Here is a 26,356-nt window from a genome sequence, read left to right as displayed (position 1 = left end):
AGGGCCGCGCTTGACGTCGGTTAATAGGTCCGGCGGCAGGGGCGCCGGGGGTCGCGCGGCGGGGCACCACCGGCCTGCGTGAAGGGGCGATGCGCAGACCGGTCGTCCATCGTGCAGTCGGAGGAGATCGAACCGCACGATCCGTTAGCGCCGTCGGGTCAGTGGGCCTCGATGGGGCCAGACGTCCGCTGCGGCTTCTTCAGGATGGCGACGACGGCGAGGCTCAACACGAGGCTGACGCCGACCAGCCAGAACCCGTCCGCGTAGGCCATGACGTAGGCCTCGCGGCGGACCTGGGCGCCCAGCATGCCGATGGCGGCGCCCTTGGCCGCTGCTTGGTCGGCGATGTGCCCGTGCAGGCCGGCGGCGAGCGCGGCGAGGCGTTCCTGGGTGCGCGTGGCATTGACCGTGATGGCCTCGGCCAGCACCGAGAAGTGCATGTGCTCGCGCCGGTCGATCATCGTGGACAGCATCGCGATGCCGATAGATCCGCCGAGGTTTCGCATCATGTTCGATAGTGCCGAGGCGTCCGCCGTGTCGCGCGGGGCGAGGCCCGCCGTCGAGAGTTGCGAGAGCGGGATGGTGAAGAGCGGCTGGCCGATGGCGCGCAGGAGTTGCGGCAGGATCAGCTGGTCGGCGCCGACGTCGTGGGTCAGGCCGACATTGATCCAGCAACTCGCGATGAAGAACAGCGTGCCGGTCACCACCAGGATACGGGCGTCGAAGGCCCGCATGAACAGCGGCATCAGCGGGAAGAGCAGCAGTTGCGGCAGCCCGGACCACATCACCACGTAGCCGATCTGCTGGGCGTTGTAGCCCTGGATCTGCGCGCAGTAGACCGGGATGATGTAGATCGAACCGAACGAGACGGCGCCGAGCACCGTCATCAGCACGCACGATCCCCCGACCGAGCGGTTGGCCAGTACCCGCAGGTTGATGAAGGGGCGTTCGGTCATCAGTTCGCGGACGATGAAGCCGGCGATGCCGACCGCCGCCAGGAGGCTGACCTGGACGATGATGGGGGAGCCGAACCAGTCTTTCCGCTGGCCCTCCTCCAGAACGTAGGTCAGGGCCGGCAGGCCGGTAGCCATCAGGCCGATGCCGATCCAGTCGCCCTTCAGGAGCTCGGCCCAGCGCGCCGGGACGCTGTCGAAGGCGCCGAGCTGGATCGCGGCGGCGAGCGGACCGAAGATCAGGTTCAGGTAGAAGATGTAGTGCCACGACAGGTTGTCGGTGAGCCAGCCGCCCACCGTCGGGCCGATGGCCGGCGCGAAGGTGGCGGTCAGCCCGAACATCGCGATGCCGATCGGCTGCTGGCTCTTCGACAGGCGGGTGCGCACGATGACGATGGCGGTCGGGATGAGCACGCCGCCGGTGAAGCCCTGGCCGGCGCGGAACAGGATCATCTGCGACAGCGAGGTCGAGAGCGCGCAGGCGAGCGAGAAGCCGGTGAACAGCATCGTGTTCACCGACAGGTACCGGCGCAGGCCGATCACCGAGGACAGCCAGCCGGTGAGCGGGATCACGATGATCTCGGCCATCAGGTAGGCGGTCGAGATCCAGCTCCCTTCCTCGGTGGAGGCGCCCAGCGCGCCCTGGATATCGGAGAGCGAGGCGTTGGTGATCTGGATATCGAGGATGGCGGTGAACGCGCCGAGGATCGCGCCGAACACCGCGAGCCAGTCGCGCACACTCGCCTTGACCTCGGGCGTGGCGACGGCCGGTACGGCGTTCATCGGGAAAGCGCCTCGCTGACCAGGGCATGTCCGGATCGGCCGTTGCGTGGCTTCACCGTCCCGACCGCGTCATGGATGTGGACGGTCGCCTCGACCGACAGGCCGGGTCTCAGGCGTCCGAGCATCGGATCGGCATCGTCGAGCGCGACCCGCACCGGCACGCGCTGGACGACCTTGGTGAAGTTGCCGGTGGCATTCTCCGGGGGAAGCAAGGCGAACTGCGCACCGGTACCGGGCGAGAAGCTCTCGACCCGTCCCTCGAACTCGTGGTCGCCCAGGGCGTCGACCGTGAAGGTCACGTGCTGGCCCTCGACCATCTGCCCGGTCTGGGTCTCCTTGAAGTTCGCCACGAGGTAGATGTCGCGACCCATCGGGACGACGGTGAGCAGCCCGGTGCCGGCCGAGACGAACTGTCCGACGCGGAGCGAGCGGTCGCCGACCATGCCGTCTACCGGCGCCGTGATGGTCGTGTAGCTGAGGTTGAGCTGCGCCTGCTCGACCTTGGCCTGGGCAGCCTCCAGGCTCGCCCGGGCGCTGCCCTCCAGCGCTCTCAGGCTGTCGACCTGCTTCCTGGCCGCTTCCAGGGAAGCGACGGACTTGTCGTGGGCGGCCCGCTTCTGGCGCAGGTCGGAATCCGCCTGTTGCTGGCGCTGCGCGGTGCCGGAGCCGGTCTGCAACAGGTTCTGATACCGGGTGTATTCCTTGCCGGCGAAGTCGAGGGCCGCATCGGTATTCTCGACCTCGGCTTTGGCCGAGGCGACCTGCGCCTGCTGCTGCAGGATTGCGGCCGCGGTCCCGAGCAACTGGGCCCGGCTCTTCCCGACCTCGGCCTCGGCCTGCTTGAGCATGACCCGGGACTCGCGGTCGTCGAGGCGCGCGATCACGTCACCGGCCTTCACCGGCGCGTTGTCGCCGACGAGGACCTCGGCGACGTGGCCGGCGATGCGCGGGGCGACCGTAACCTTGTCGGCCTGCAGGTAGGCGTCCTCGGTCGTCTCCAGGAACCGACCGATGGTCCACCAGTGCCAGCCGTAGCTTCCCGCGCCGCCGAGAGCCGCGAGGAGAAGGACCGACAGGATCAGGCGCGACTTGCGGCGTCTGGGAGCAGACGAACGGGCGGCAAGCCCTGCAGAGGCCGGTGCGTGACCACCAGCCCCGGCCGCGGTAGCGGTTCGTGCCGCGGGCTCGGAAAGATCGCTGGGTCGAACGTCCATGACGGTGGCCAACATCAATACGATACGGTAAAGTATCGATACATGACGGAGTGGACCATGACAAGGAGCACGACGATGGCAGCGGCCATCCCCGCCGAGCCCGAGGTGATAGCGAAGCGTGGTTCCGGCGGGCGGCCGACGCGCGAAGAGGCCGCGCGGCGCGAGGCACGCATCGTCGAGGTCGCGACCCGGCTGTTCATCGAGCGCGGCTTCGACGGCACATCGATCGATGCGGTGGCGGAAGCCGCAGGCGTCAGCAAGCCGACGCTGTATGCCCGGTACCAAGACAAGCGCGCGCTGTTCGAGGCAGTCCTGCAGGACCGCATCCGGGAATGGCTCGCGCCTCTCTCGGCGGCGACCGAGGCGCAGGCGTTGCGGGCGACCCCGCTGGATGCCGCGACGGTGCTGGACGAGCTGAGCCGCAACCTCCTCGACCGCTCCCAGGCGCCGGGAGCCGCTGCCCTGACCCGCTGCATCGCCGCCCAGGCGATGCAGTTCCCCAATCTCGCCAAGCTTGCCTACGAGGAAGGCTGGCTTCGCGGCGTCCGGGCGGTGGGAGGTCTACTCGGCGTGATGGCCGAGCAGGGGCAGATCTCGGTGGACGACCCTGAGATTGCCGCCGATCTCTTCCTCAACCTTATCATGGGGCGCAGCTCGAAGCAGGCGCTCTATGGCGTAGAGGTGGATCCGGAAGCGCAGGAAAAACGGCGCCGCGCGGCCGTAGCGCTCTTCCTCGCCGGTGTTCGTTCGGATCGCCCCTGAAGGCGCCTGCATCGGCGCCTTGGCCAGGCATGCCTAAGTGCGTCGAACGTCAATGTCATTGCGACGGCTTGCTGCTTCCGCTCGGGTAGCCTGCGGACACGACCAGCGGCTCCGGCCTGTACACGATGCGGCTTGCCACACCCGACCGACCCAAGATCCGCGTCAGCTCACTGCCGGTAAGGAATAGGGCCGCCGCTTCGATGCGGTGCCTCGATTCTCTCTAGTTTGCTGCGATGCAAAATTTTAGTTTCTAAAGGTGTATCGCAGGCTCCGCTATAATGAATCAAGTCTTAAGCGAACCATTGCGGTGCTTGGATCCAATTGCGGCACTGAGAGAGCGATTTTAGTGGAGCGGGTGACGATTCGACCTTTCGATGCTGAGCTATAATCTTATAGACGCGGCCTAATGGATCAAATCTTGTAAAACCGGCAAAATACAATCCGATGCGGGACGGCACCGCTCAATGTCTCGACTGCGAGGGTCACCGCCGATCTGGGCCTTGTTCACGACCGCCGATTGATCACCGCGGCGGAGCAAACCGAGAGCGCTCTGTGCCGCCCCTCACGTCAAGTGGAATCCGTTGCTGCCATGATGCGTCTCGAGCGAGAAGACCAGGCTGGCCTCGGCTGACGTGAGACCGGCCGCATTGGTCTCGTAGACGGTGACCGTATGCTGGCCGTCGGTGCTGCCGTCGGTGGCCAGGACTGGAGCCGTCGTGGTGAATGCGCCGGTGTCGAGCTTGTAGTGTAGCGTATCGCCGCTCACGGACGGCGCATAGGTGATCAGACCGTCGCTGGAGACGTGGGTTCCGCCTGTTCCGGTGTCGTGCGTGAGCGCGACAGTCGGGGCGACTGGTGCGGTAGCGGCTGCGCCCGTCTTCATGACGGCGCTCGTGGATGCTCCGGGCGTACCGCCGCCGGTACTCGCAGCCGTTCCCGGGACGGCGAACTGCTGGGGCCCGGGGTTGAGGAAGGTCAGGCTGCTGTTGGCGACCCCGGCGCCGTTGTAGCTGGCCGCATCCACGTACAGGTTGCGGTCGTTGCCCGGGCCATCGTAGGCGTCGTTAAGGAAGTTGAGGCTGACCGTGTGCGGCCCGGCGCCGAAGTTGCCCGGCACGGTGAGCGTATCGTCCAGCGCGGTCGAGCCCGCGACGTGGGCGGCGTGCGCGGTCAGGGTCCCACCGACCTGCTGACCGTCGACCGAGACCGTGTACTGCGCATCGCCCTTGTAGGCGTCCTCGCTGAGCTTCAGCACCAGCTTGTCCGGGCCGGTGCCCACCGTGGTCGCCACCGCGGCGCCGGTGCCGGCGCTCGACGCGCCCGTGCCGGATGCAGCGACACCGGATACTTGAATGATGAATGGATGGTCGGCCATGGCCAAAGAAACGCTGGACACGTTGTGCAAGGTCTGCACCGGTGTAGAACCATTCACCGGATCATAGATCTGGATTGTTGAAAATACTTGATCTAATTGTACTGTAATCGGGCTTGATGCCGTAGGTATCGATCGATGTGCCTGTTCATTCCAGATATCAGGCTCATTCCAGAGTACGATCTGGTACGAACTGTCGGATTTTTGCGTGAGAAGGCTGTAGGCCGAACTTGGCATTCCACTCAGCGAATAGGCAAGTCCTCCAGGGCTGAAATTAGATGCATCAGAGCCCGGATCGCTCAGGATTGACGTCAGATTGTGGAGTGCCGTTGCGGCAGGCTTCGGCGTATTGTCGAGGCGGAAAAGACCAAAGTGATTCTCTATATTCGTGTTTTGCGGATCCGAATACGCGTCAAGCAGTTGATATAGATAAATCTTATTTGAACCAAGTTGACCAGCATCCAGAACGCTATTAATGATCAGCTTTGCTTGGGCCGCCTCATCGACGCCTTCCCAATTGATGGCTACCCCTGCCGGGATCGAGGTCTGATAACCGAGCTCTGTAATTGCGACCGGCTTACCAGGATCGGCTGCAACCGCATCGGCATCACCGCCACTAATATCACTTCGAGGCTGGCCGCCAATTTTGTTGTAGAGGTGTATGTTATTTAAATCTGAGAATGTTTTGGAGATTGGAAAATCAGTAAAGCTTAGTACGGGTATAGTTTTGAGGATGGGATCGGCCTTCACAGCAGCATAGAGATCCTGCTGATAAGCTTGAGCAGCCGCAGTCCCGGTAAGACCATGATAGGTAACCGGGAAGTTGTTCACCTCATTCGGTCCCTCGATCGCGGTCACCGAACCTGGATGAGCCACGACAAACGCATGGATTTGCTTGACAGCATCCACGGGATTGAGCGAACCTTGTACGATGAAATCAAACTTCATTCCTGCCAGTGCCGCGGCGGCAAGATTGTCCTGACCCGCCAAGACCGGATTCGGTGCGGCGTCACGAAGATTTGTCAGACCAAGATACTGAATGTCACTCAGATCTTGATTAATATTGGCATACTGTCCGTCGGTATAGTTTATGTGCGAATTGACGCCGATTTTGCCTATAACGTCTGCGACGCGTACTGCAGATTGAGCATTCATCGGTCTATTCCGTATCCGGCGATCGAGTTACGCCAATATGGCACGCGATGACACCACCATGGCCCCATACCGCTGTCAGTTCGATGGCGTTCACACGAGGCGCATATCGCCGGCGATCATGGAGACGCGTCCGAGGCCGGCCGCGAACGCAGCAACGTTATTCCGTACCTAACTAACTTCCGAACACACTATCGCGCAGGGCACCCTGACCCAGTCTGATCTAATGCGCAAGATCAGGCTCTAAAATCACGTATATCCTAACGCCGCGCCCATCAAGTGAGCCGTCGTCATCATTGTTCTAACTATGATCAAAATACTATATACCGAGAGTACGACATTGAATATAATATTGCCGTCAATACTGGTGATCAGCCCAAAAAACCGTAAAAACCTCTCTTCATATATACATCTTGGTAGGTCGCAGTTTCAAAATTAATACACGATATCCGACAATATGTCCTACACCCTGCTGGCGAAGCGTTCGATCAAGTCAGGTTGATTATGACAAATGTTTAAAAAAATTTCGTGACCGATACTTGGTTAGCGCTAATAACCGCCCCCCCCGGACCAGGTGTTTAAGCCGTGAGCGTGGATGTGAGTTGGTTATTAATTTCTCAACATCAGCAGATCTAAGCTGTTCCGTGGGTGACCAGACCCAGCAAACGAGAGCCGTTCCCGGGTGCGTGGTGATGAAATTACGGTTGCGGCGTCAAGTGGTGACGGGGCCCGCGACTCCTTCATCGTTGTCTATCGATCTGCGCAAGCGCGGCGTGGCGGCCATGGCGGAGATCGCTTCCTTTCGTCGAGCGCCGGCTTGGTTCAATGTGAGCGTATCGAGCGTCAGCGCGATTGGCGCAGGCAGGCCCGAGCGACCGTCGCCATGTGCATCAGCAACGGCTCCACTTCAGCGAAGCCGTTTTGCCTTCGGGACATGTTGGCGTTCAGGAACCGCTTCCCCGAGTCGCGACGACTGGGTCGATAGGTGCCCGTCCGCTTTTCCGGCCGGCCTGCTCAGAAGCAGCCATCCCGCCCACGAGCACTTACAGTCATTCGCGTCTAATCAGACCTCCGAAAGACTAATTTTTTGACGTTCCGGCGACAGTCTAAAACTGGTTATCGGTATAGCTTAGGTGCACCGACCCTCGTTACGAAAATGCCTTCCGATGAGTGCCACCGCTTTTCTTCATGGCCGGATCGGAGTTTCGCCACGTCAGCGCGCCTTATTTAGCTGCCAGCATGCTCAGAACACCGCATGGTCGCCACGCTCGGCAACTGCCTCTCCGCGGATCACGCGGGCATAATAGTCCAACAGCGTCTCCGACCCCGTCGAAGGGGTGGCCTGCGCATCGTATCGTCCGGTCGCTGGATCCAGCACGAGCATCGACTCGGTCGCGTAGTAGCGCCCGATCCGCGCGAGTTCGGCCTTGGCAGCCAGGGCTGGCATCCATCGTCCGGTCGTTGCCAGAGTCGCGATGATTACATCCAGCAGCACCACCGGGACGTGCTTGAAGTGCGGTTGACGCCCCAGTAGGGCGAACAGCCGCTCGCCCTGCGCCTTCGGTGTGATCGCTTCGCCTGGTCCACCGATCGGCAGCACGCGATTGCGTCTCTCATCGCGGTCGAGGCAGTCAGCGAGGTAGCGACCGAGGTCATCATCACTGATTGGCTTGCAGGCCGTCAGCGTCCCATCCCCGAAAATTAGGAAGGGCTTGCCACGTCGCACGCGATCGATCTGCCCGGAAAGCGATTTGAAGAAGGCTGTCGGCCGAACGATCGTGTAGTCGAGCCCGGAGGCGATCAGCGCCGCTTCGAAGGCTAGCTTGGCATGCTGAAAGGCCAGGATCGGCTTCTGGACGCAGATTGCTGAGAGAAGCACGACGTGCGTGACGCCGGCTGCCCGGCTGACATCGAGGGCAGTGACATGCGCCCTGTAATCGATGGCCCAAGCGTCGTCGGGTAACCCGGTGCGTGACGCCAGGCACGACACCAAAACGTCGAAGGGTTCGCCGCGGATACCGTCGCGCGTCAACGATGACGGGTCGGCCAGCCTCACGATCCGCTCAGTCGCACCAATCGGGATAGCGAAGTCGGCACGGCGCCTGACCAGGCAGACGACCTCATGGCCGTGTGACACCAGCGCCCGAACGGTAGCCCGCCCGATCGTACCGGTGGCCCCTAGAAGCAGGACGCGGCGTGGTCCAGCGCCGGCCTGCCTGCTCATGGTCATGATCGCTTCATCCCAACGCTCAGGCATCCGATGCCTTCCGCACCGGTAGAGATGCGCAAACGGCGGCAAACAGATGTCGATGTGCTAGCTACCTGTATGGCTACAGGGCCGGGCGGTTCAGCAACCGAGACATGATATTTTTATTCCTCCCCCCCCTGTCTTACTGCCGACCTGCTCATAATCGCGCACTGCAATCGCCGCCGGGAGCGCTTGCGGATCTCATTCCTCAGTTACCATCCAGAAGCTGACCCTGACCGGCTGGCTGCATGGTTCGCTGCGCGGGGGCTACCCGTTCGTCTCGTTGCCTATACCAGTCGCGAGTTGTGCTTGGATGTGCCGTCGGCGTTAGATTTCGTCGTTAAGGCGATGCTGCCCAAACTCGCTGCTTACGATCTTCCGATACGGTAATCGTTCGTCCTATGTGGTTGGCGCGATGCGCCTCTGAGCACCAGAGGCGTTGCGGGCTGGATGTATTGAGGCCTCTATCATGGTGCTGCGATAATCGGATTCTACCGAAAAAAAACACAACATGCTCAGCGCAAAACAGACCTAAGGTAACGTCGAGCATCACCACTTCAAAAATCTGCGCTGCGGCCTGAAACAGACGCGTCACGGATGGTCATAACGTCAGCATGTCGTGTCGCATTAGCCGGGGCTTGAACCAACTCATTTTCTGTGAGACGGCTCGAACGCGTTTGCTTGCCCCGGGCAGCGGTAACGTAACTTGCTTAGTCAGCGGCCAACTGGACGGCCACTTCGTTCCGTCGAAGAAACGGAATCGCAAAAGGTGGATCGTAACCCATGAAGACGGGGGAAGCGGCGACCTTTCTATCCCCCGCAACCAGGACCTCGATAAGGATACGTTCCTGTTCGGCGCGAACCTCAGGTATAGTCGAGCCTGAGAAGCGAAGGGCGGCGATCGTCTCGGCCGGAACGTGGACGAGACGAACGCCTGCCTCAGTGGGCTTCGGAGCCCCGGCCTCGGCAACGTCGTGGGGGAGGAAGAACCGCATGGTTCCGCCAGTGCCCTGCTCGACCGGGACCGTCATCGCGATGCGCTGACCACCCGTCTCGACGGGTGCGGTCATGGCGATGCGGTCGCCCCGCTGGTTTGCGCCGGTGATATAGCGAAAGAGGCGCCCAAACGCCGCGCCATCTCCAAGCCCACGCCCGTCAGTTTCCACGGCGAGGCGAGGCTCATAGGCCCTGATTTCGACACCGCGGTCGAGACGTTCGACCACGGTATACCTCGGCTGATCATAGAAGCTCCGGACACCGAAGACCCCGAGGACGGACTCGCACAGGGTGACGAGGTAATAGATAAATTTGTTCATCGCGGTGATGCTCTGTGGCGGTTTCGTGGACCAACCGTTCGCGGCGGCGATGGCTGCCAGCGGAATTGGTTGGTTACGCTGCGGACTTGCGCCGATCCGGATCCAGCCCGCGTTCAGCCCCTTCTCGTGAGCGTTGCCGTTCTGCGCGATGATGGCCGTCACCCGTTCTGGATGCGCCAGGGCCACCCGGAAGCCGGTAGGCGCGCCGCAGTCGAAAACATAGAGCGCGTCGGTGTCCAGCCCGACCACCTCGGTGAATCGGTCGATGACCTGCGGCGGATGTTGCTGGTCGGCTCGCTGATTATTCAATTCGTCGAAAGTGAGTGATCAGGACATCATTTTCGAAAGGGAGCACGCGCATTCTGCCCAGAACGATGGAGGTAGACCATGCGGACGTCGATGGCGGTAGGCTTGGCATTTCTCGCGATGATGGGAAGTGTTACCATGGCGGAGGCGCGTGCACGGCTGCGCTTGTCCTTCGGGCGTACGGTGGCAACCCAGCGGCCCGTCATGCCGGCCCCCGCCACTGCCGTAGTTCAGCACAGCTCCGCCGGACGGATCGGCGACCGGCCTGCGATCACGATCACGCCGGGCCATGCCTCCATCGCGGCGGCGGCGAGCACCATACCGCTCGTAACATCCGGCGATGCAACAGCCGGCACTGATCTAAGGGCGCGAATCGAGCCTTCGGCTGTGATTCTAGCGCCCGCGTCGCCGCGCATCCGTGAGGTTCGCGCGATTGCTCCGCCCTGCGAGTCGGGCAAGCGCGTCGGGGGTGTGGAGCACGAGGACGCCGGCTTCTGCCTCATCAATTGAATGACTGCGCAGCTAGTTCGAGATTCAAATCAAGCCACCAAATTGCCTCCGCATCGGGCTCCAGGGTCGCTTGTTGCGCTTGAAGCGTAAAGATGTGCAGACCCGTTCGGTGGCGGGTCCGCGTTCCATTCACCGACGACGCTGCCGGGAGGCTTACAAGCGCCACTCCGAGCAAGCGGCGAGGGCGAGGAGAAGGTCCACCGTGGGTCGGCAGCAGACTAAGCGCTTTTCCAGTGAACCTTCATTGAAGCGGACAAGCCGCGTTCAGCCAGTCTCCGACGCAATGCTTCTCGCGCGCGGCAGTCAGTAGCTGTAATCGCGGCCCGGGTAAGCTTGTGGCTGGCCGTAGCCCGTTCCCCTCGGCTGGACGCGAGCGCCGTAGTCGATCTCTCGCCGAGCCCGCCGGTTGGCGAGGTAGCGGCCACCGAGGCAGCCTGCCACGGCACCGACGACGCCACGCTCGGCCAGATAGTGGCCCGCCAAGCCGCCGATGATTGCGCCCTTGATACAGCCCTTCGCCTCGGCGGCCCCGACACTCATGAGTGTCGCGAGGGCGATGGCCGATGCGTGTCCGACGAGTCGCATACTGGTTCTCCCGGTTGGTGGCCAGAAGAACTGGGTTCACCCCGGATGCGTTCCTGCCAGCGGGCAATGAGGCTCTGCTTGCGGCGCCCACGGCCAGCACGTCGAGTCGCGCAATGCGGCCAAAAAGACAAACGGCCGGCTGATGTCTCTCGGTGCTGCTCCTGCGCTTGAAGCCGATCCTCACCTGAGACGAACAGTCTTGGCGAAGGGTTTGCCCGCCACTGTGAAGCCGTCGATCACCGCTGTTCCATCTGACGCCACGCGCCCCTCAACAAGAATGTCCTTGCATGCCGTCCGATCGAGCAATCCGGGAGCTCCTTGTACCCCGTACCACTGCTTGATGCCGTAGTTCACGATGCCGGTCAGACAGACCGGATGCTGCCAGGTGGTAGGCTCCGACGTCTGACCGCCCATCCTGCCTCGCATGGTGAGAGGAGTTCCCGGGCGCGCGAGCGTCGCAGATCCCGAGCTGCCCTTGGTGAACAGCCCGTGTCCTCGGGGTACCTCAAAGAACACCTGATCCGCTCGGTGCACGCCATCGGTCATCATGGCCCCATCCCCCCGCGTGTTGGAGTCGCCGGAAAACCTGGTGCGGTTCACCGCCGCGCCGGTCTCCGTTCGTATGGATTTCTTCGCGATGGCCAACGTCTGATAACGCTTCCTTATCAGACGTAGCGCTACGCTCAGGCTCGATCGAGGGAAAGAGCTATGATGCTACCCGCCACGCTTGCGGCACAAGCCCGCGCATTTGCCGATCAGGCGCTCTCCGAAAATTCCCGTCGGGCCTATCGCGCCGACTGGCAGCACTACACGGCGTGGTGCCGTGGCCACGGGATCGAGCCGCTGCCCGCGGGCCCCGAGCAGGTTGCGAGCTACCTGACCTCGATGGCCGAGACCCATAAGCGCGCCACGATCGAGCGCCGGCTCGTCACGATCGGTCAAGCCCACAAGCTCCAAGGTCTTCCGTGGATCCCAGCGCATCCCGCGGTCCGGGCGGCTCTGCGCGGCATGTTCCGGCGGTACGGCAGGCCGAAGAAGCAGGCCGCGGCGTTCGGCGTACCGGAAACACTCCAGATCGTCGCAGCCTGCGAGGGGACGGTGGCGGCTTTGCGCGACCGCGCCCTGTTCCTGATGAGCTTCGCCGGCGCGTTTCGGCGCTCTGAAGTCGCGCGGATCCATTTCGAGGATCTCGGCTTCCGCGACGGCGCGGTCGATGTGTTCCTGCCGCAATCCAAAGGTGATCAGGAAGGTGAGGGCACGATCGTGACTGTCGTGGCCGGCGAGAACATCGCAACGTGCCCCGTTGCCGCGCTTCGGCGCTGGCTGCAGGCCGCCCCGACCCAAGGCTACGTCTTCCGAGCCGTCCTAGCCGACGGGACCGTGATGGATGACGGGCTTCATCCCGACTCGATCGGCCGCATCGTCCAGAAGCGCGCCGCGGAGGCCGGCCTCGTCGCCGGGCCGCGCGAGCGCATTTCGGCCCACGGGTTCCGCGCGGGCTTCATCACCGAGGCCTACAAGCGCGGATCGCGCGACGAGGAGATCATGAGCCACTCGCGCCATCGCGATCTCAAGACGATGCGCGGCTATGTCCGCCGCGCGAAGCTTTCGGACGCGCATCCGGGTCGGAACATCGGGCTATGAACAGTTTTCGTGAAGCTATCTGTGGATTTTTCGACCAATATCTGCGGCTCACTGAAGACCTTAGCAGATGATCCCGTGGGCGCGAAAAACGCTCAGGTCCGCCTGAACTCGTCACGCTGATCCCGGGCAATCATTCGGCCGCGGCGACGCATCGTGCGGTGACGCTGCCCGACGAAAACAGTCGTCAGGCACGTGCGGGTTCGATCCGAGGATCCAAAAATTCTCAGCGTTGCCAGATCGGTTACGCTGCGGAACGACTGGCGACGTAGCGGCGCCAGCCGCCGAACCGCGTAATGTCAGTCGCACCGGTTGCCCCCGCCAGTTCCACCAGGAAGCCCTTCGGCGCGGTCCCGTCGGCGAGCCGCAGGGTGCCGATCGCGAGCGGTTCCGGGATGGCGGCCACGAAGGCCCCGAAGGCGGCTGGCGGCAGGGCCCAGACCTCCGTCTCGATCGCCCCCCCTTCGTCGCCGGCCACCCGGAGCAGTCCGGGACGATGCGGAGGCCCGCCGGGCAGGGCGTAGAGGTGATATTCCGGTCGGGTCGCCACGGTCCGCAGGTACCGGGCGCCGTGCGCGGCAAGTTCGTGGTTCAGCGGCAGGCCCGACAGATGCGCTCCAACGACCGCCAGCTCGATCTCGCCGGGCCGCGCCCGGACCGGCCCCGGTTCCGCGGCTGGCACCGGCGACTCCCCCGAGCCGATCCGGCCGGCGGACGCCGCGTGCAGGCGCGCGCCCAGAGCGGCGAGGAGCCCGTCGGACCCGCGTGGCGCCAGCAGGGTGATCCCGGAGGGAAAGCCATCGGCGCGGGGCCGCCCCGGGACCGCGAGGGCACACCAGTCGAGCAGGTTGACGAAGTTGGTGTAGGTGCCGAGCTCGCTGTTGGGGCCGATCGCGTCGGCGACCAAGTCCGCGCAGGTCTGCGGACGCGGATAGGTCGGCACGGCGAGCACATCGACGCGATCCCAGATCGCGTCGATGTCCCGGCGCAGCTCCGCGAGGCGGTAGAGGCCCGCGAAGGCGTCGGCGGCGCTGTAGCGTCCGGCGGCGGCGATCACGGCCCGCGTCGTCGGGTGCAGGATTTCGGGGCGCATCTCCATGATCGGCCGGATCGCCGCGTAGCGCTCGGCGACCCAGGGCCCGTCGTAGAGTAGAGCCGCGACAGCGAACATCGGCGCGAAATCAACCAGCGCGGCCGCCCCGGCGAGCGTTTCGAGATCAGCAATCGCCGCCGCAAAGGCCGCCTCCGAGAGGCCGTCGCCGCAGAAGCGGAGGTTCGCCGCGTCCGGCGCTCCGAGGCGCAGGCCCGGCGGCAAGCCGGCGGGCGCTGGCGGGACCGGCAAGGCCCGCGACCAGGGATCGGCGCCGTCGAAGCCCAGCATGGCCCGGAAAGCCGCGTCGGCGTCGGCGACGGTGCCGGCGAAGACCGAGAGCGTGTCGAGGGTCCGGCAGGCCGGCAGCATCCCGCGGCTGGAGACCGCCCCGAGGGACGGCTTCAGCCCGACGATATTGTTGAGCGCCGCGGGCACCCGGCCGGAGCCCGCCGTGTCGGTCCCAAGCGCGAAGGTAACGATACCGTGGGCCACCGCGACGGCGGAGCCGCTGCTGGAACCACCGGGCACGTAGGCCGGGTCGATCGCGTTGCGCGGGGCCGGGTAGGGCGTGCGCACACCGACGAGACCGGTGGCGAACTGGTCGAGGTTGGTCTTGCCGATCAGGATCGCCCCGGCGGCCAGCAGCCGCGCCACCGCGGGCGCCGTCTCGGTCGGCGTATAGGCGAAATCCGGGCAGGCGGCGGTGGTCGGCAGGCCGGCCACGTCGATGTTGTCCTTGACGGCGAAGGGCACGCCCCAAAGCGGCATCGACACGGGGTCGAAGAACGGCAGCGCCGCTGCGGCAGCCTGAGCCTCAGCCTCCGGTACCAGGGCGAGGAAGATGCCGGGATCGTCCACCGCGGCGAGCCGGCGGTAGGCTTCGGCAACGACGGTGCGCGGGTCCTGGCCCGTGGCATAGGCCGCGTGCAGCGCGGGGATCGTCGGGAAGGGAGGCACGGTCAATCCTCGCATCGAGGCTCAGGCTTCGTCGCCGGTGGCGCGGTACCAGTCGAGAATCTCGGCCCCCTGCATGAAGACCGCATCGCTGCGCGCCAGGATGGCTTCGAGCAGCCGCTCCAGCAGGCCGATCCGGTGCGGGACGCCGGTGATGTAGGGGTGGATCGCGAAGCCCATCACTTTAGCGCCGCTGAGCAGGCCGGGACCCGCGGCCTCGGTGGCGAGGCGGTCGAGATTGGCAAGCGCCCGCTCGACGAACTCGTCGGCACGGTGATGCTGGATGGCGAGCAACGGGATGTCGTTCAGCTCGACAGAGTAGGGGAGGGCGACGAGGTCGCCCGTGCGCGTCGATACCCGGCACGGGCGGTCATCGACCACGAAGTCACCGACGTATTCGATGCCGGCCGCGTGCAGGTGATCGGGCGTATCGAGGGTCTCGGTGAGGCCGGGCCCCAGCCAGCCGCGCGGCGGACGCCCCGTGACCTCGGTGATCGCCGCGACGGTACGAGCCATCATCCCGGGTTGGTCTTCGACCCGGTGGGTGGGGACTTGGTGGAACCCGTGGGCCATGAACTCCCAGCCGGCCGCGTGGGCGGCTTCGGCGATGCGGGGATAGGCCGTGCAGACCGAGCCGTTGATCGACAGGGTCGGGCGGATACCGCGGCTCTCGAACGCCTCAAGAAAGCGCCAGAAACCGACCCGCATCCCGTACTCGTGCCACGCCCAATTCGGGATGTCCGGTAGCAGGCTCGCGGCGGTCGGCGGCACCAGGATCTGGCGTGGCATCGGATGGTCGATCAGCCAGTGCTCGACATTGACCACGGGCCAGACGGCGACGTGCTTGCCCCCGGGCAAGGTGAGCCGGGGCCGGTCCACGGCGGCGCGGTAGGCGAGGCGGTTCTCGGGCCGCCGGGGATCGTCGAAGGCGGTCTCCATCAGGCGGCGGCCCGCGGCGCGTGGTGGCTGTGGAGCTGAGCGGCCAGCATCCGGCGCAGGTCGTTGAAGGCCGGGCTCGAGACGTCGCGCCGCCGCGGCAGGTCGATTGTGTGCACCGCCTCGATCCGACCGGGGCCGGGCGACATCATCACGATGCGGTCGGCCAAAAAAATCGCTTCCTCGATCGCGTGGGTGACGAACAGGATCGTCAGGCCCGTCCGCGACCAGAGGTCGAGCAACTCGTCCTGCAAACGCTCGCGGGTCATGGCGTCGAGCGCCCCGAAAGGCTCGTCCATCAGCACCACCTCGGCCTCGTTGGCGAGCACCCGGGCGATGGCGACCCGCTGCTTCATCCCGCCCGAGAGCTGGTGCGGGAAGGCGTCGGCGAAGGCTTGGAGACCCACGAGGGCGATGTAGCGCTCGGCTGTGTCGCGCACCTCGGCGGCGGGGCGCCCGCGCGCCTTCGGGCCGAAGCCGATATTGTCACGCACGGTGAGCCACGGGAACAGGCCGTAATCCTGGAACACCATGCCGCGGCTCGGTCCCGGTCCGGCAATGGGCTTGCCCCACATCAGGGCCTCGCCGGAGGTCGGGGCTTCGAAGCCGGCGGCGACCCGCAGCAGCGTCGACTTCCCGCAGCCCGAGGCGCCGAGCAGACAGACAAACTCGCCCCGCGATACGGTGAGGTTCGCCTCGCGCAACGCTTCGGTCCGTCGGCCGCCGGCCGTGTAGGTCTTGGAGACCGCGCGCATGTCGAGGATTGGAATCGTGGGGTCAGCCATGAGTGGGGCTCCAGGCGAGCAGCCGGCGGCCGAGCTGCATGACCAGCCAGTCCGAGACGAAGCCTGCGACCCCGATCACCGCCATGCCGCAGATCACGATCTCGGTGCGCGAGAGCTGGCGCGCCTCCATGATGATCGCGCCGAGACCGGTCTGGACCCCGGTCATCTCGCCGACCACGATCACCACCCAGGCGAAGCCCAGCCCCAGCCGCAGGCCGGTGAAGATCGACGGCAGCGCCGCCGGCAGTACCACGCGGACGAACTGCGCCGGACCGGTGCAGCCGAGCATCGCGGCCGCCTCGAACAGGCGTGGCTCCACAGATCGGACCCCGAACACGGTGTTGACCAGGATCGGGTAGAACGCCCCGAGAAACACGAGGAAGAAGGCCGAGCGGGGTCCCAGGCCGAACAGAATCATGGCGAGCGGCAGCCACGCGGTCACCGGTACGGGTCGCAACACCTGCAGGACCGGATCGAGCAATGCCCGGATCAGCGGGACGCGACCGATCAGCAGGCCGAGCGGCAGGGCAGCCGCGGCCGCCAGCGCGAAGCCACCGTAGACCCGGCTCAGCGAGGCTGCGAGATGGGTCCAGAGGGTGCCGCTGAACGCGTCGTCGTTGACGCCGCCGATGGCGAGATCGCGCAGTTCGGACCAGACCTCCGCGGGCGGCGGGATCAGGCTGTAAGGCCGGCCCGCCGTGGTGACCTGCCAGACCGCGAGCAGCATCGCCGGAACCACGCAGGCCAGGGTCAGCCGGCGCAGAGAGGCGAGGCCAACGCCGGACCGTCGAGTGACGGAGGCCGGCGCCGTCACCGGCAGGGCGCTGGCTTCGACGCCGGTGCTCACGCCCGCCCCATCGCGTCGACGAAGCGGGTATCGATGAAGCCGGGCTCGGGCAGCCGCTTGATCTGCTTGAGCGCGAGCATGTGATGCGCGTAGGCGTCGGCCTGCCGGACCTCATTCGGACCGAGGCGCCAGGTCAGCTCGACGTTCGGGGCCGAGAGTTCCAGCGCCTCGCGCTTCTGGCCGAGCTTGGCCACCGCCATGGCGATCATCGCGTTGCGGTCGCCGGCCGCGAAGTCCGTCGCCTTGCGGTGGATCTCCAGCATGGTCCGGACGAGATCGGGCCGCTCGGCCAGCGTGTCTCGATGGGCGCCGAACACCATGTTGAGGGCGCCCATCTCGGTGCCGTAGGGATACTCGACGAGCTGGCCGATGCCCGAGGCGAGGCTGACACCGGGCCCCGGCTCGGCGCCGACATAGGCGTCGACGTCGCCGCGGGCGAGCGCGATGTGCATCTCCGAGAAGGAGACCCGCACCGGCGTGATGTCCTTCACGGACAGGCCCTCCATGCGCATCCGCTCCAGGACGAAGACCTCCTGGGTGCTTCCGGGCCAGATCGCGACCCGCTTGCCGCGCAGGTCCTTGATGGCGTGGATGTCGGAATCCTTCTTGGCGATCACCGCCATCCCGCGGTTGCAGGTGGAGGCGATGACCACGAGCGGCTCGCCGGCAGCGGCGCCCAGCGTGGCGGCGGCGATGCCGAAGGTTCCGAAATCCACCGACTTGGTGACAACGGCGTTCTTGCACTCGGTCGGGCTCTCGAAGGGCACCACTTCGACCGTCACGCCCGCAGGGGTGAAGCGCTCGTAGAAGCTCGGCGCGATCGAGTGGATCAGCTTGAGCGATCCCATCCGGATCGTGACGGGCGCCTCCTGTGCGTTGGCCCGCGACAGAGGACCGAGGGCGAGGCCGGCCCCGAGACCGGCCAAAAGGGTGCGGCGGCGGATCATCGAACGGCTCCTGCAGGGTCGTAATGCCACAACGCTAGGTGCAGCCCCTGTTGCAAGGAAGTGCTATTTTCTGAGCGTATTGTTGCTGTTCCGGCAACGGGCGTGCACGATGGGGGTGTGAAGCATCTGCGCACCGTCACCTACGTCGCCGAGGTCGCGCGCGCCGGCTCGATCCGGCGCGCCGCGGAACGGCTGAACCTGACGCCTTCGGCGTTGACCCGGCAGATCCAGGATCTCGAGTACGAGCTCGGCACGCCGATCTTCGAACGTCTGCCGCAGGGCATGCGGCTCAACGCGGCCGGCGAACTCTTCGCGCGGCACATCCGCGACCAAGCGGCGGACCTCGACCGGGTGCGCTCGCAGATCGCCGATCTGTCGGGGGTGCGCCGCGGTCACGTGTCGCTCGCCTGCAGCCAGGCTTTCGTCACGCAGGTGGTGCCCGCGGAGGTCGAGGCCTACCGCGCCCGGTTTCCCCAGGTCGGCTTCATGATCCAGGTCCGCGACCATGCGCAGGCCGTGACGGCCCTGGCGGCGTTCGAGGCCGATCTCGCCCTGATCCTGCAACCGCCGCCCTCGGCGGAACTGCATCCGCTCTTCTCCGGACACCAGACCCTCTGCGCGCTGATGCGCACAGGGCATCCGCTGGCGTCGGAAACCGGACCGGTCCGGCTGCGCGACTGCCTCGGCCATGCCCTGGCCTTGCCCGACCACTCGCTCGCCATCCGCCATCACATTGAACACGCGCTGGCTCGGCGTGGGGTCGAGCTCCGGGCGGTCGTCGAGTCGGGCTCGCTGGAATTCCTGCGCAATCTCGTTCTGCGCGAGGATCTCGTCAGCCTGCAGATCCCGAGCGGCATTCCCCAGGATCCGCGCCTGCACAGCCGCCCGATCGACGTCCGCGACCTGACGCCGATGACCCTGGTCCTCGCACAGTTGCGCGGGCGGTCGCTCTCCGTCGCGGCTGCGAAGTTCGCCGATCAGCTCGTCGTTCGGCTCAATCGGGAACCGGTCTGACGCGGTGCACGATCCGAGGCCGCCGCCAGCGCGATCCGCCCAAGCGGATACAAATCCCCTGCGCAGCGCTGCGCGTGTCGACGACGCTGTTGCGGACGGACGGACGGCCAGGTCAGCTGCGAGCTACCGTTCGAAGACCCATGTCGCGTCTCGTCAGCCGCATGCGCTGTCGAAGTCTTGTATCCCCATCGTGCTGAGCAAGCGGGAGCGTCCTCAGTCTCAAACGACTTTGGACAAAGCACCGCCGTTTCCCCTATGTCAGCCAAGACACACGGCTCGTCCGTCGGGATCAGCGAGCGGAGCCAGTAAGTATGGGCCCGGTTTCCAGAAGCTTGGCCTGTGCGGTGCTCGGCCTAGTCGCGACATCGGCCCTGCATGCCCAATCCCTAGTCCAGCCGCTGCCGCAGGCGCCGACGCCCGATCTCGATCCCAGGGTCTGGCCCCTGAGCGCCGTGGGCAAGTTGAACGTCGTAACGGGGCCCGGAAGTCGGAAATACTGCACGGCCACGCTCGTCGGACCGCGCCATGTGCTCACGGCCGCCCATTGCCTGTGGGACGGAGCGCGGCAGCGCTGGGTCGATGCGGCCGGCGTTCACTTCGTCGCCGGCTACGAGCAGGGACGCTACACCGCACATTCGATCGCCAAGGCCTACACGAAACCGGATGCGTACCGGTTCGGTACGAGTCGGGAGGATCTCAGTCGCGACTGGGCCGTGGTGGAGCTGGCCGAGCCTCTATCCCTGAAGCCGCTGGGCCTCAGCAAAGCCATCGGCCCGGACACCCGGGCGACGACGCTGACAGGCATCGTTCACGCGGGCTACAAATCCTACGCGAACCAGATCATCAGCGTGGAGCACGGCTGCCGAGCCCGTTACGAACCCGCCACCCTGCCGCTCCTCGATCATTTCTGCCCGGTCGTGCCGGGCGAATCCGGCTCGGCGTTGATCCTGCAGGACGGTGAGCCCGGGATCGTCGGCATCCTAGTGGCCAGTTCCCGGACGGGGACCTCGATCGCAGTGCCAGTCAGCAGCTTTCGGGCAACGGTCGAGGCCGCCCTGATGAGCGCGGTGCCGGACAGGGCTGCGGCTGCGAAGCCTGCCCCAATCCGCCAATCGGAAGGCCCATCCCGTGCGGCGGTCCGGGTGCCAGCGCGATGACCCTCTCGGCCTCGACCAGCGCGGTCGTGATCGGCGCGTCCGGCGGCATCGGCCAGGCTCTGGTATCCCAACTCGCCGCGAGCGAAGCCTACGCGTCGGTCTTCGCGCTCTCCCGATCGCAGCCGCCATGCCCGCACGGTGTCCGCACCGAGGCGATCGACCTCGGCGACGAGGCGTCGATCGCTGCGGCTGCGGCCAAGGTCGGTGAGGCCGGACCCGTTGGCCTCATCATCGTCGCGACCGGCATCCTGCATCAGGATGGCGTCTCGCCCGAGAAGACGTTCAAGGCGCTCGATCCCACCGCGATGGCTGCCGTCTTCGCGATCAACACGATCGGCCCCGCCCTGGTCGCCAAGCATTTCGTCCCGCTGCTGGCGCGGACCGGACGGTGCGTGTTCGCTGCATTGTCGGCGCGGGTCGGATCGATCGAGGACAATCGGCTTGGCGGCTGGTACGCCTATCGCGCCTCGAAGGCGGCCCTGAACCAGATCCTGCGAACCCTCTCGATCGAGGTCACCCGCAACCGGCCGGACGCGATCGTCGTCGGCCTGCATCCGGGCACGGTCGCCTCCAACCTGTCGCGCCCCTTCCGACCGGACCCGCAGGCCGGGGGCATCCTGCAGCCTGACGAGAGCGCGGCGCATCTCCTGCGCGTGCTCGGCACCCTCGACGTGAAGGATACGGGCGGCGTCTTCGCCTGGGACGGGACGCGCGTTCCGGCGTAGAGCGCGGCGCGATCGCGGTTCCGATCAGGACCGCGAAATCGGCTCTGCAGGCGTTGGACGCTCCAAGTCGAGATGGTCCCGCAGGGTCGTGCCCGCATACTCCGTCCGGAACAGGCCGCGCTCCTGCAGCAGCGGCACGACCTCGCGCACGAAGTCGTCCAGTCCTTCGGGAAAGAAGGGCGGCATGACGTTGAAGCCGTCCGCCGCGCCGCCCTCGAACCACGCTTGCATGCGGTCGGCCACGTCCGCGGCCGTGCCGACGATCATGTGGTGTCCGCGCCCCGCCGCCACCCGCAGGGCGAGCTGGCGGATGGTCAGCCCCTCCCGGCGCGCCAGGGCGGTGAGGAGTTCGGCTCGGCTGCGAAGCTGGTCCGAGATAGGCAGGTCTGGCAAGGGGCCGTCGAGGCCGTAGGATGCGAGCGAATGACCGACGCGCTCCTCCAGGAGCGGCATCGCGCTGGCGATGGGGGTCCACTGATCGAGCTCGAAGAGCTTCGCGCTCGCCTCCGCGAGCGTGCGACCGATCACCGGCAGGAAGCCCGGCATCACCGCCACCGAGGCCGGATCGCGCCCGAAACCGGCGACCCGCTGCTTGAGGCTCGCATAGAAGCTCTGCGCCTCCGCGATATCCTGCTGGGCGGTGAACACCACGTCGGCCCGCCGGGCCGCGAGGTCCTGCCCGGGCCCCGACGAGCCGGCCTGGATCAGGATCGGGTGTCCCTGTGGCGAGCGCGGGATGTTGAGCGGTCCCTTCACGTTGAAGTAGCGACCCGCATGGTCGAGGATCCGGACCTTGGCGGGATCGGCGTAGACCCCGCGGGTCTTGTCCTTCACGAAGGCATCGTCGTCCCAGCTGTCCCAAAGGCCGCAGACCACGTCCACGAACTCCTCGGCGACCGCGTAGCGCTCGTCATGCGCCGGATGCGCCTTGGAGAAGTTGTTGGCGGTGCGCGCGTACGAGGTGGTGACGACGTTCCAGGCTGCCCGGCCGCCGCTGAGGTGGTCGAGCGACGCGAAGGCGCGGGCCACATGGTAGGGCTCGCCGTAGGTGGTCGAGGCGGTCGCCGCGAGACCGATCCGCTCCGTCACCATGGCGAGCGCGCTGAGCAGCGTCAGCGGCTCGAACCGGGCGATCATGGACGGGTGGGCGTCCACCGCGCTGGTGAGCCCGTCCGCCAGGAAGACCATGTCGAACTTGGCGGCCTCGGCCGCCTGGGTGACCCGGCGCAGCAGATCGAAATTCTCGCTTCCGGCTTCCGCGTTCGGATGACGCCAGCCCGAGACGTGATGACCGGCCCCCTGGAGGAACAGTCCGAGATGCATCTGGCGCGGCGCGGCGTCGGGCTTGGTCCGGTCGGTCGTCATGGGGTGGCTCACGGCTGGGCGAGGAGCTGGAGGAGGCGCGCGAGGTCGCCGGGCGTGCGCATGGTGCGCACGAGATCGGGCACCGCTTGGAATGCGTCGGACCCCGCGGTGGCGTCCCGGAACTTGGCGTCGGCGTCGTCGAGCCCCGGCAGGCCGTCGATGCGCTGCCGGGCGGTGCGGCCCTGCGCGTCGGCGATCTCCACCACCACGAACCGTGTGCCCGGATCCGAGGACAGGTGCGGCGCGGACGTGTCGTGCCGGCGTTCCACCCGTTCGGCGAGTGCCGCGAGGTCGGGGCGGACTGGCCTTTCGTCGAAGTGATCGAGGCGCACCGCGCCGTCCACCAGGGAAGCGGCCAGGATGTATTCCGGGCTGAAGCGGGCCTCGATCCCGGTGCGCGGCGTCCGAACAACCAGGGCGGCGTCACCTCCCGGCGGGAAGGTGATGGTCGCCCGCGCCAGATCCCGGAATCCCTCACCGTGGAAGGCGAGGCCGGCCATAGCCACCGGGTGGGCCGCAGTGCAGCACGGGAACGCCTTCAGGGTCAGGCCGGGGCGAAGGATCTGCCAGGGCGATCCCCAATCCTCCAGGACGCGCTCGGGCCGCGCCTCGCCGAACCCATAGATCTCGAAAAAACCGTTGGCGCCATCGAGGCTTTCGGGGGCGCCGGACAGGCCGGCCTCGGCGAGCCGGGCTGCCATCAGGCCATTGCGGGCGGCGAGTCCGGCATGGAGCGGCTTGGCGTCGAACCCGAACTGCAGGCGCAGCCCGGCCGCCTGCGTGGCACTGAGGCTGAGGGCGATCCCGGTGGTCTTGGCTGAGAACCCGCTCAGATGCGCGATCGCGGCGGCCGCGCCGAAGGGACCCAGCGTCGCTGTAGCGTGGAAGCCGCGCTCGTAATGGGCGGGACCGATGGCGCGGCCGAGATGCGCCATCGTCTCCAGGCCGACCAGATAGGCGGCGAGGAACGCGTCGGCGGAGGGCAGCGCCCCGGGATCGAGGGCCGCCAGGAGCGCCGGCACGATCACCGTGGTGGGGTGCCCGCGCACGCTCGCGTGGACGTCGTCGTAGTCGAGCACGTGTCCGGCATAGCCATTGAGCAAGGCGGCGAGAAGCGGTTCTGCGGGCCGTCCGGAGCCGATCACCGGGGACCGGCCGGGCGTGTCGCCCATGGCAGTTCGCACGGTCGCGACGGTGCGGTCCGGGCTCCCCGCTAGGGCGCAGGCGAGAAAGTCGACCAGCGCCAAGCGCGCCGCCGCCATCGCGGCGGCTTCCGCGTCCGGACGGGCGGCCACGATGGCCTCAGCCAGGGCCGTGCTGCGTGAATCTGGCATCAGATGCCCTCCCGGTCCTGCACTGCGTCGCGAAACCCCTGGAAGCCGCCGATGAACTGCCGGATGCGTGGGTTATCGGATCGGTAGAACAGCTCGGCCGGCGGCGCCTGGGCGACGATGCGGCCGTTCTCTGTGAACGCGATCGTGTCGCTGATCTCCTCTGCGAAGCGCATCTCGTGGGTGACCAGGATGCTGGTCAGCCCCTCGCGCACCAACTCGCGGATCACGGCCAGCACCTCGCCGACCATCTCGGGATCGAGGGCCGAGGTCACCTCGTCGAACAGCACGAGTTCCGGCCGCATGGCGAGCGCCCGCGCGATGGCTACACGCTGCTGCTGGCCGCCCGAGAGTTCGCCCGGATAGGCCAAGACCTTGTCGGCCAGCCGGACCCGGGCGAGCAGGTCCCGGGCGTGGCCCTCCGCCTCGGCGCGCGGCACCTTGAGGATCCGGACGGGCGCCAGGGTGATGTTCTCGAGCACCGTGAGGTGCGGGAACAGGTTGTACTGCTGGAACACCACCCCGATGCGCTTGCGCAGGGCGATCCGCTCGGCCTCGCTGCGCAGGGTATCGACGCGCACGCCCGCCACGGTGATTCGACCGGCCTGCGGCTGCGCGAGACCGTTGATGCAGCGCAGGATGGTGGACTTGCCCGAGCCGGACGGGCCGATGATCGAGACCGCATCGCCCTTCGCCACCGTGAGGTCGATGCCCTTCAGCACCTCGACCTCGCCGAAGGACAGGTGGACGTCCTGAAGGTCCACGAGGTTCGGCCGGTTTGCGAAATCCTGAGCCATCGAATCGTGAGCCATCGGCTTTCGTTGTCAGCGGCGCGCGAGATGGCGTTCGAGACGCCGCGTCAGGCGCGAGATCGGGTAGCAGAACAGGAAGAACGCCAGCAGTACCGTCAGGTAGATCGCGATGGTGAAGTCGTCCCGCCGCACGGCGGTGCTGGCATCGGTCGCGGCGTGCAGCAACTCGTGGACGCCGACCAGCGAGGCCAGCGCCGTGCTCATGGTGATCGAGGCGTAGAGGTTCATCCAGGGCGGCAGCGCCCGGCGCAGGCACTGGGGCAGGATGATCCAGCGCAGGGTCTGCCCCCGCGACAGGCCGATGCCCTTAGCGGCGTCCCACTGCGTCGTCGGCACGGACTGGATCGCGCCCCGGGCGATCTCGGCCACGTAGGCGGCGGCCGGAATGGCCAAGCCGAGCACCGCCTTCAGCCAATCGGGGAACGGCAGGTAATGGCCGGCCACAATGATCTCGAACGGAAAGATGTAGGTTGTGGCGAAGATCAGCACGAGGTGCGGCGCGTTGCGGAACACCTGCACGTAGGCCACGGCCGGCGCGCGCACGATCCGCGTGGCGGAGAGTTCCATCGCGCCGAGTGCGACCCCGCCCAGCGTGCCCAGCGTCATGGCGAGCATACTGATCAGGACGTTCATGGCGAAGCCTGAGGCGAGGTAGGGCAGCCAGTCGAGGAGATCGCGCGTCAGACGCGCATCGAGGAGCCACCACAGGAGGATGGCGCTGCAGGCGGCGGCGAGCCACGGCCAGGCCCAGCGGAGGGCTCCGCGGGCGGGCAGCGCGGCGGCGCTCACGCGCCGTATCCCGGCACGGCGAGGCGGCGCTCCACGAGGCGGCCGATCCGCGACACGGTCAGGTTGATGAGCCCGAAGAACAGCAGGATCCCGATCATCAGCTCGAGGACGTTGTCGCGCTGCGTCCAGATCATGATCGACGCGTAGGTCACCTCACCGACCGCGATCGCGGAGCCGATCGTGGTCAGCTTCACGAGGTTGACGAGGTTGTTCACCAAAGCCGGCAAGGCCGTGCGCAACGCCAGCGGCAGCGTCACGAAGCGCAGGATCTCCAAGCTTGAAAAGCCGGTTGCCTGCGCGGCCTCGACCAGGGGCGCCGGCACGGCCTCGATCCCGCCGCGCAAGGCCTCCGCGTGGAAGGCCGCGACGTGCAGACCCGTCACCGCCACCACCCAGAAAAACGGCGTGAACGGGTTATGGGCCGCCCCGCCCAGCGCCCGGGACAGGAGCATGTTCAGAGCGAAGAACGCGAACATGAGCTGCACGAGCGTCGGCGTGTTGCGCGTCAGCTCCACATAGGCCCGCACTGGCAGGGCGAGCCACGGGCGACCGGAGGTCAGGGCCGCCGCGAAGGCGATCCCGGCGGCGAGGCTCAGCGGGATCGCCAGGGCGACGAGCAGAAGCGTCGTGCCCATCCCGGCGAGCCACGACCGGACCTCGGTGCCGCTCAGCAGGAAGTCGTAATGCAGGCCCAGAGTAGCCGCCAGTTCGATGAAGCGCTGCAGGGCCGCGTCGATCATGCCGGGCGCGACCGGATCA

General features: G+C 66.3%; 23 protein-coding genes and 1 pseudogene. 6 read left to right on the top strand and 18 right to left on the bottom strand.

All coding sequences use genetic code 11. The annotated features are described in order from the left end of the window. Positions 1-158 precede the first annotated feature (158 nt). Together MKK84_RS02210 and MKK84_RS02205 are read right to left on the bottom strand one after the other, a co-directional pair. Complete coding sequence (locus MKK84_RS02210) at positions 159-1,736, bottom strand: DHA2 family efflux MFS transporter permease subunit (RefSeq protein ID WP_243916399.1); 1,578 nt, start codon at positions 1,734-1,736, stop codon at positions 159-161. Then, positions 1,733-2,950: an HlyD family secretion protein gene (locus MKK84_RS02205; protein ID WP_243916398.1), complete on the bottom strand. Its 1,218-nt coding sequence runs from the start codon at positions 2,948-2,950 to the stop codon at positions 1,733-1,735. The genes MKK84_RS02210 and MKK84_RS02205 overlap by 4 nt, the downstream gene beginning before the upstream one ends. Positions 2,951-3,025: 75 nt before the next feature. On the opposite strand from MKK84_RS02205, the gene MKK84_RS02200 reads away from it, so the two are divergent. Further along, on the top strand, positions 3,026-3,712 hold the full coding sequence (locus tag MKK84_RS02200; protein WP_243916397.1) for a TetR/AcrR family transcriptional regulator: 687 nt from the start codon (positions 3,026-3,028) through the stop codon (positions 3,710-3,712). Positions 3,713-4,274: 562 nt separating this feature from the next. Here the strand turns inward: MKK84_RS02200 and MKK84_RS02195 are convergent. The 4 genes and pseudogenes from MKK84_RS02195 to MKK84_RS02180 form a co-directional block, all read right to left on the bottom strand. Continuing rightward, the gene (locus tag MKK84_RS02195) at positions 4,275-6,239 is read right to left on the bottom strand and encodes a carbohydrate-binding domain-containing protein (RefSeq protein WP_243916396.1); all 1,965 of its coding nucleotides are present in this window, start codon (positions 6,237-6,239) and stop codon (positions 4,275-4,277) included. A gap of 1,240 nt (positions 6,240-7,479) precedes the next feature. Further along, positions 7,480-8,466, bottom strand: coding sequence for an NAD(P)H-binding protein (locus tag MKK84_RS02190; protein WP_243916429.1), 987 nt, complete (start codon positions 8,464-8,466; stop codon positions 7,480-7,482). 728 nt (positions 8,467-9,194) lie between these two features. Continuing rightward, positions 9,195-9,800 (bottom strand): SOUL family heme-binding protein, encoded by a 606-nt coding sequence (locus tag MKK84_RS02185; RefSeq protein WP_243916428.1) that lies wholly within the window; start codon positions 9,798-9,800, stop codon positions 9,195-9,197. Positions 9,801-9,887: 87 nt separating this feature from the next. Beyond that, positions 9,888-10,073, bottom strand: a pseudogene (locus tag MKK84_RS02180) (alpha/beta hydrolase); the annotation flags it as partial. 114 nt (positions 10,074-10,187) lie between these two features. On the opposite strand from MKK84_RS02180, the gene MKK84_RS02175 reads away from it, so the two are divergent. Then, entirely contained in the window at positions 10,188-10,616 is a 429-nt protein-coding gene (locus MKK84_RS02175; RefSeq protein ID WP_243916395.1) for a hypothetical protein, read from the top strand. 303 nt (positions 10,617-10,919) lie between these two features. Here the strand turns inward: MKK84_RS02175 and MKK84_RS02170 are convergent, their stop codons facing one another. After that, a complete protein-coding gene (locus tag MKK84_RS02170; protein ID WP_243916394.1) occupies positions 10,920-11,201 on the bottom strand; it encodes a hypothetical protein in 282 nt (93 codons plus the stop codon). 180 nt (positions 11,202-11,381) lie between these two features. Next, positions 11,382-11,846 (bottom strand): hypothetical protein, encoded by a 465-nt coding sequence (locus tag MKK84_RS02165; protein ID WP_243916393.1) that lies wholly within the window; start codon positions 11,844-11,846, stop codon positions 11,382-11,384. A gap of 63 nt (positions 11,847-11,909) precedes the next feature. Here MKK84_RS02165 and MKK84_RS02160 point away from each other — a divergent pair, with 63 nt between their 5' ends. Beyond that, a complete protein-coding gene (locus MKK84_RS02160; RefSeq protein ID WP_243916392.1) occupies positions 11,910-12,845 on the top strand; it encodes a site-specific integrase in 936 nt (311 codons plus the stop codon). A gap of 241 nt (positions 12,846-13,086) precedes the next feature. On the opposite strand, the gene atzF is transcribed toward MKK84_RS02160, so the two are convergent. From atzF to MKK84_RS02135, 5 genes are read right to left on the bottom strand one after another with little or no spacing between them, the layout of a single operon-like run. Further along, positions 13,087-14,898: an allophanate hydrolase gene (gene atzF, locus MKK84_RS02155; protein ID WP_243916391.1), complete on the bottom strand. Its 1,812-nt coding sequence runs from the start codon at positions 14,896-14,898 to the stop codon at positions 13,087-13,089. A 15-nt stretch (positions 14,899-14,913) separates the two neighbouring features. Beyond that, entirely contained in the window at positions 14,914-15,828 is a 915-nt protein-coding gene (locus MKK84_RS02150; protein WP_243916390.1) for a polysaccharide deacetylase family protein, read from the bottom strand. Continuing rightward, a complete protein-coding gene (locus MKK84_RS02145; RefSeq protein ID WP_243916389.1) occupies positions 15,828-16,610 on the bottom strand; it encodes an ABC transporter ATP-binding protein in 783 nt (260 codons plus the stop codon). The genes MKK84_RS02150 and MKK84_RS02145 overlap by 1 nt, the downstream gene beginning before the upstream one ends. Continuing rightward, on the bottom strand, positions 16,603-17,457 hold the full coding sequence (locus MKK84_RS02140) for an ABC transporter permease (protein ID WP_243916388.1): 855 nt from the start codon (positions 17,455-17,457) through the stop codon (positions 16,603-16,605). The genes MKK84_RS02145 and MKK84_RS02140 overlap by 8 nt, the downstream gene beginning before the upstream one ends. After that, positions 17,454-18,404 carry an ABC transporter substrate-binding protein gene (locus MKK84_RS02135; protein WP_243916387.1) on the bottom strand — a complete coding sequence of 317 codons (951 nt, stop codon included), beginning with the start codon at positions 18,402-18,404 and terminating at the stop codon, positions 17,454-17,456. The genes MKK84_RS02140 and MKK84_RS02135 overlap by 4 nt, the downstream gene beginning before the upstream one ends. 117 nt (positions 18,405-18,521) lie before the next feature. Here MKK84_RS02135 and MKK84_RS02130 point away from each other — a divergent pair, with 117 nt between their 5' ends. From MKK84_RS02130 to MKK84_RS02120, 3 genes are all read left to right on the top strand, one after another. Then, positions 18,522-19,418 carry a LysR family transcriptional regulator gene (locus tag MKK84_RS02130; protein WP_243916386.1) on the top strand — a complete coding sequence of 299 codons (897 nt, stop codon included), beginning with the start codon at positions 18,522-18,524 and terminating at the stop codon, positions 19,416-19,418. 311 nt (positions 19,419-19,729) lie between these two features. After that, complete coding sequence (locus MKK84_RS02125; protein ID WP_243916385.1) at positions 19,730-20,575, top strand: trypsin-like serine peptidase; 846 nt, start codon at positions 19,730-19,732, stop codon at positions 20,573-20,575. Then, positions 20,572-21,300 (top strand): SDR family NAD(P)-dependent oxidoreductase, encoded by a 729-nt coding sequence (locus MKK84_RS02120; protein ID WP_243916384.1) that lies wholly within the window; start codon positions 20,572-20,574, stop codon positions 21,298-21,300. Before MKK84_RS02125 ends, MKK84_RS02120 begins: the two co-directional genes overlap by 4 nt. A gap of 24 nt (positions 21,301-21,324) precedes the next feature. Here MKK84_RS02120 and MKK84_RS02115 read toward each other — a convergent pair whose 3' ends face one another. Genes MKK84_RS02115 through MKK84_RS02095 form a run of 5 tightly spaced genes read right to left on the bottom strand, consistent with a single transcriptional unit; the run spans position 21,325 to position 26,337 of the window. Then, positions 21,325-22,665, bottom strand: a complete 1,341-nt coding sequence (locus MKK84_RS02115) for an LLM class flavin-dependent oxidoreductase (protein WP_243916383.1) — start codon at positions 22,663-22,665, stop codon at positions 21,325-21,327. An 8-nt stretch (positions 22,666-22,673) separates the two neighbouring features. Continuing rightward, positions 22,674-23,999 carry an MmgE/PrpD family protein gene (locus tag MKK84_RS02110; RefSeq protein ID WP_243916382.1) on the bottom strand — a complete coding sequence of 442 codons (1,326 nt, stop codon included), beginning with the start codon at positions 23,997-23,999 and terminating at the stop codon, positions 22,674-22,676. After that, positions 23,999-24,793: an amino acid ABC transporter ATP-binding protein gene (locus MKK84_RS02105; RefSeq protein WP_243916427.1), complete on the bottom strand. Its 795-nt coding sequence runs from the start codon at positions 24,791-24,793 to the stop codon at positions 23,999-24,001. The genes MKK84_RS02110 and MKK84_RS02105 overlap by 1 nt, the downstream gene beginning before the upstream one ends. Before the next feature lie 27 nt (positions 24,794-24,820). Beyond that, positions 24,821-25,582: an amino acid ABC transporter permease gene (locus tag MKK84_RS02100; protein ID WP_243916426.1), complete on the bottom strand. Its 762-nt coding sequence runs from the start codon at positions 25,580-25,582 to the stop codon at positions 24,821-24,823. Between the two features lie 11 nt (positions 25,583-25,593). After that, positions 25,594-26,337 (bottom strand): amino acid ABC transporter permease, encoded by a 744-nt coding sequence (locus MKK84_RS02095; protein ID WP_243916381.1) that lies wholly within the window; start codon positions 26,335-26,337, stop codon positions 25,594-25,596. Between the last annotated feature and the right edge of the window lie 19 nt (positions 26,338-26,356).

The sequence above is a fragment of the Methylobacterium sp. E-065 genome (genome assembly GCF_022829605.1).
Taxonomy (GTDB): domain Bacteria; phylum Pseudomonadota; class Alphaproteobacteria; order Rhizobiales; family Beijerinckiaceae; genus Methylobacterium.
The sequence above is the reverse complement of the archived record's forward strand: the minus strand, read 5'-3'. Positions and strand labels throughout refer to the sequence as shown.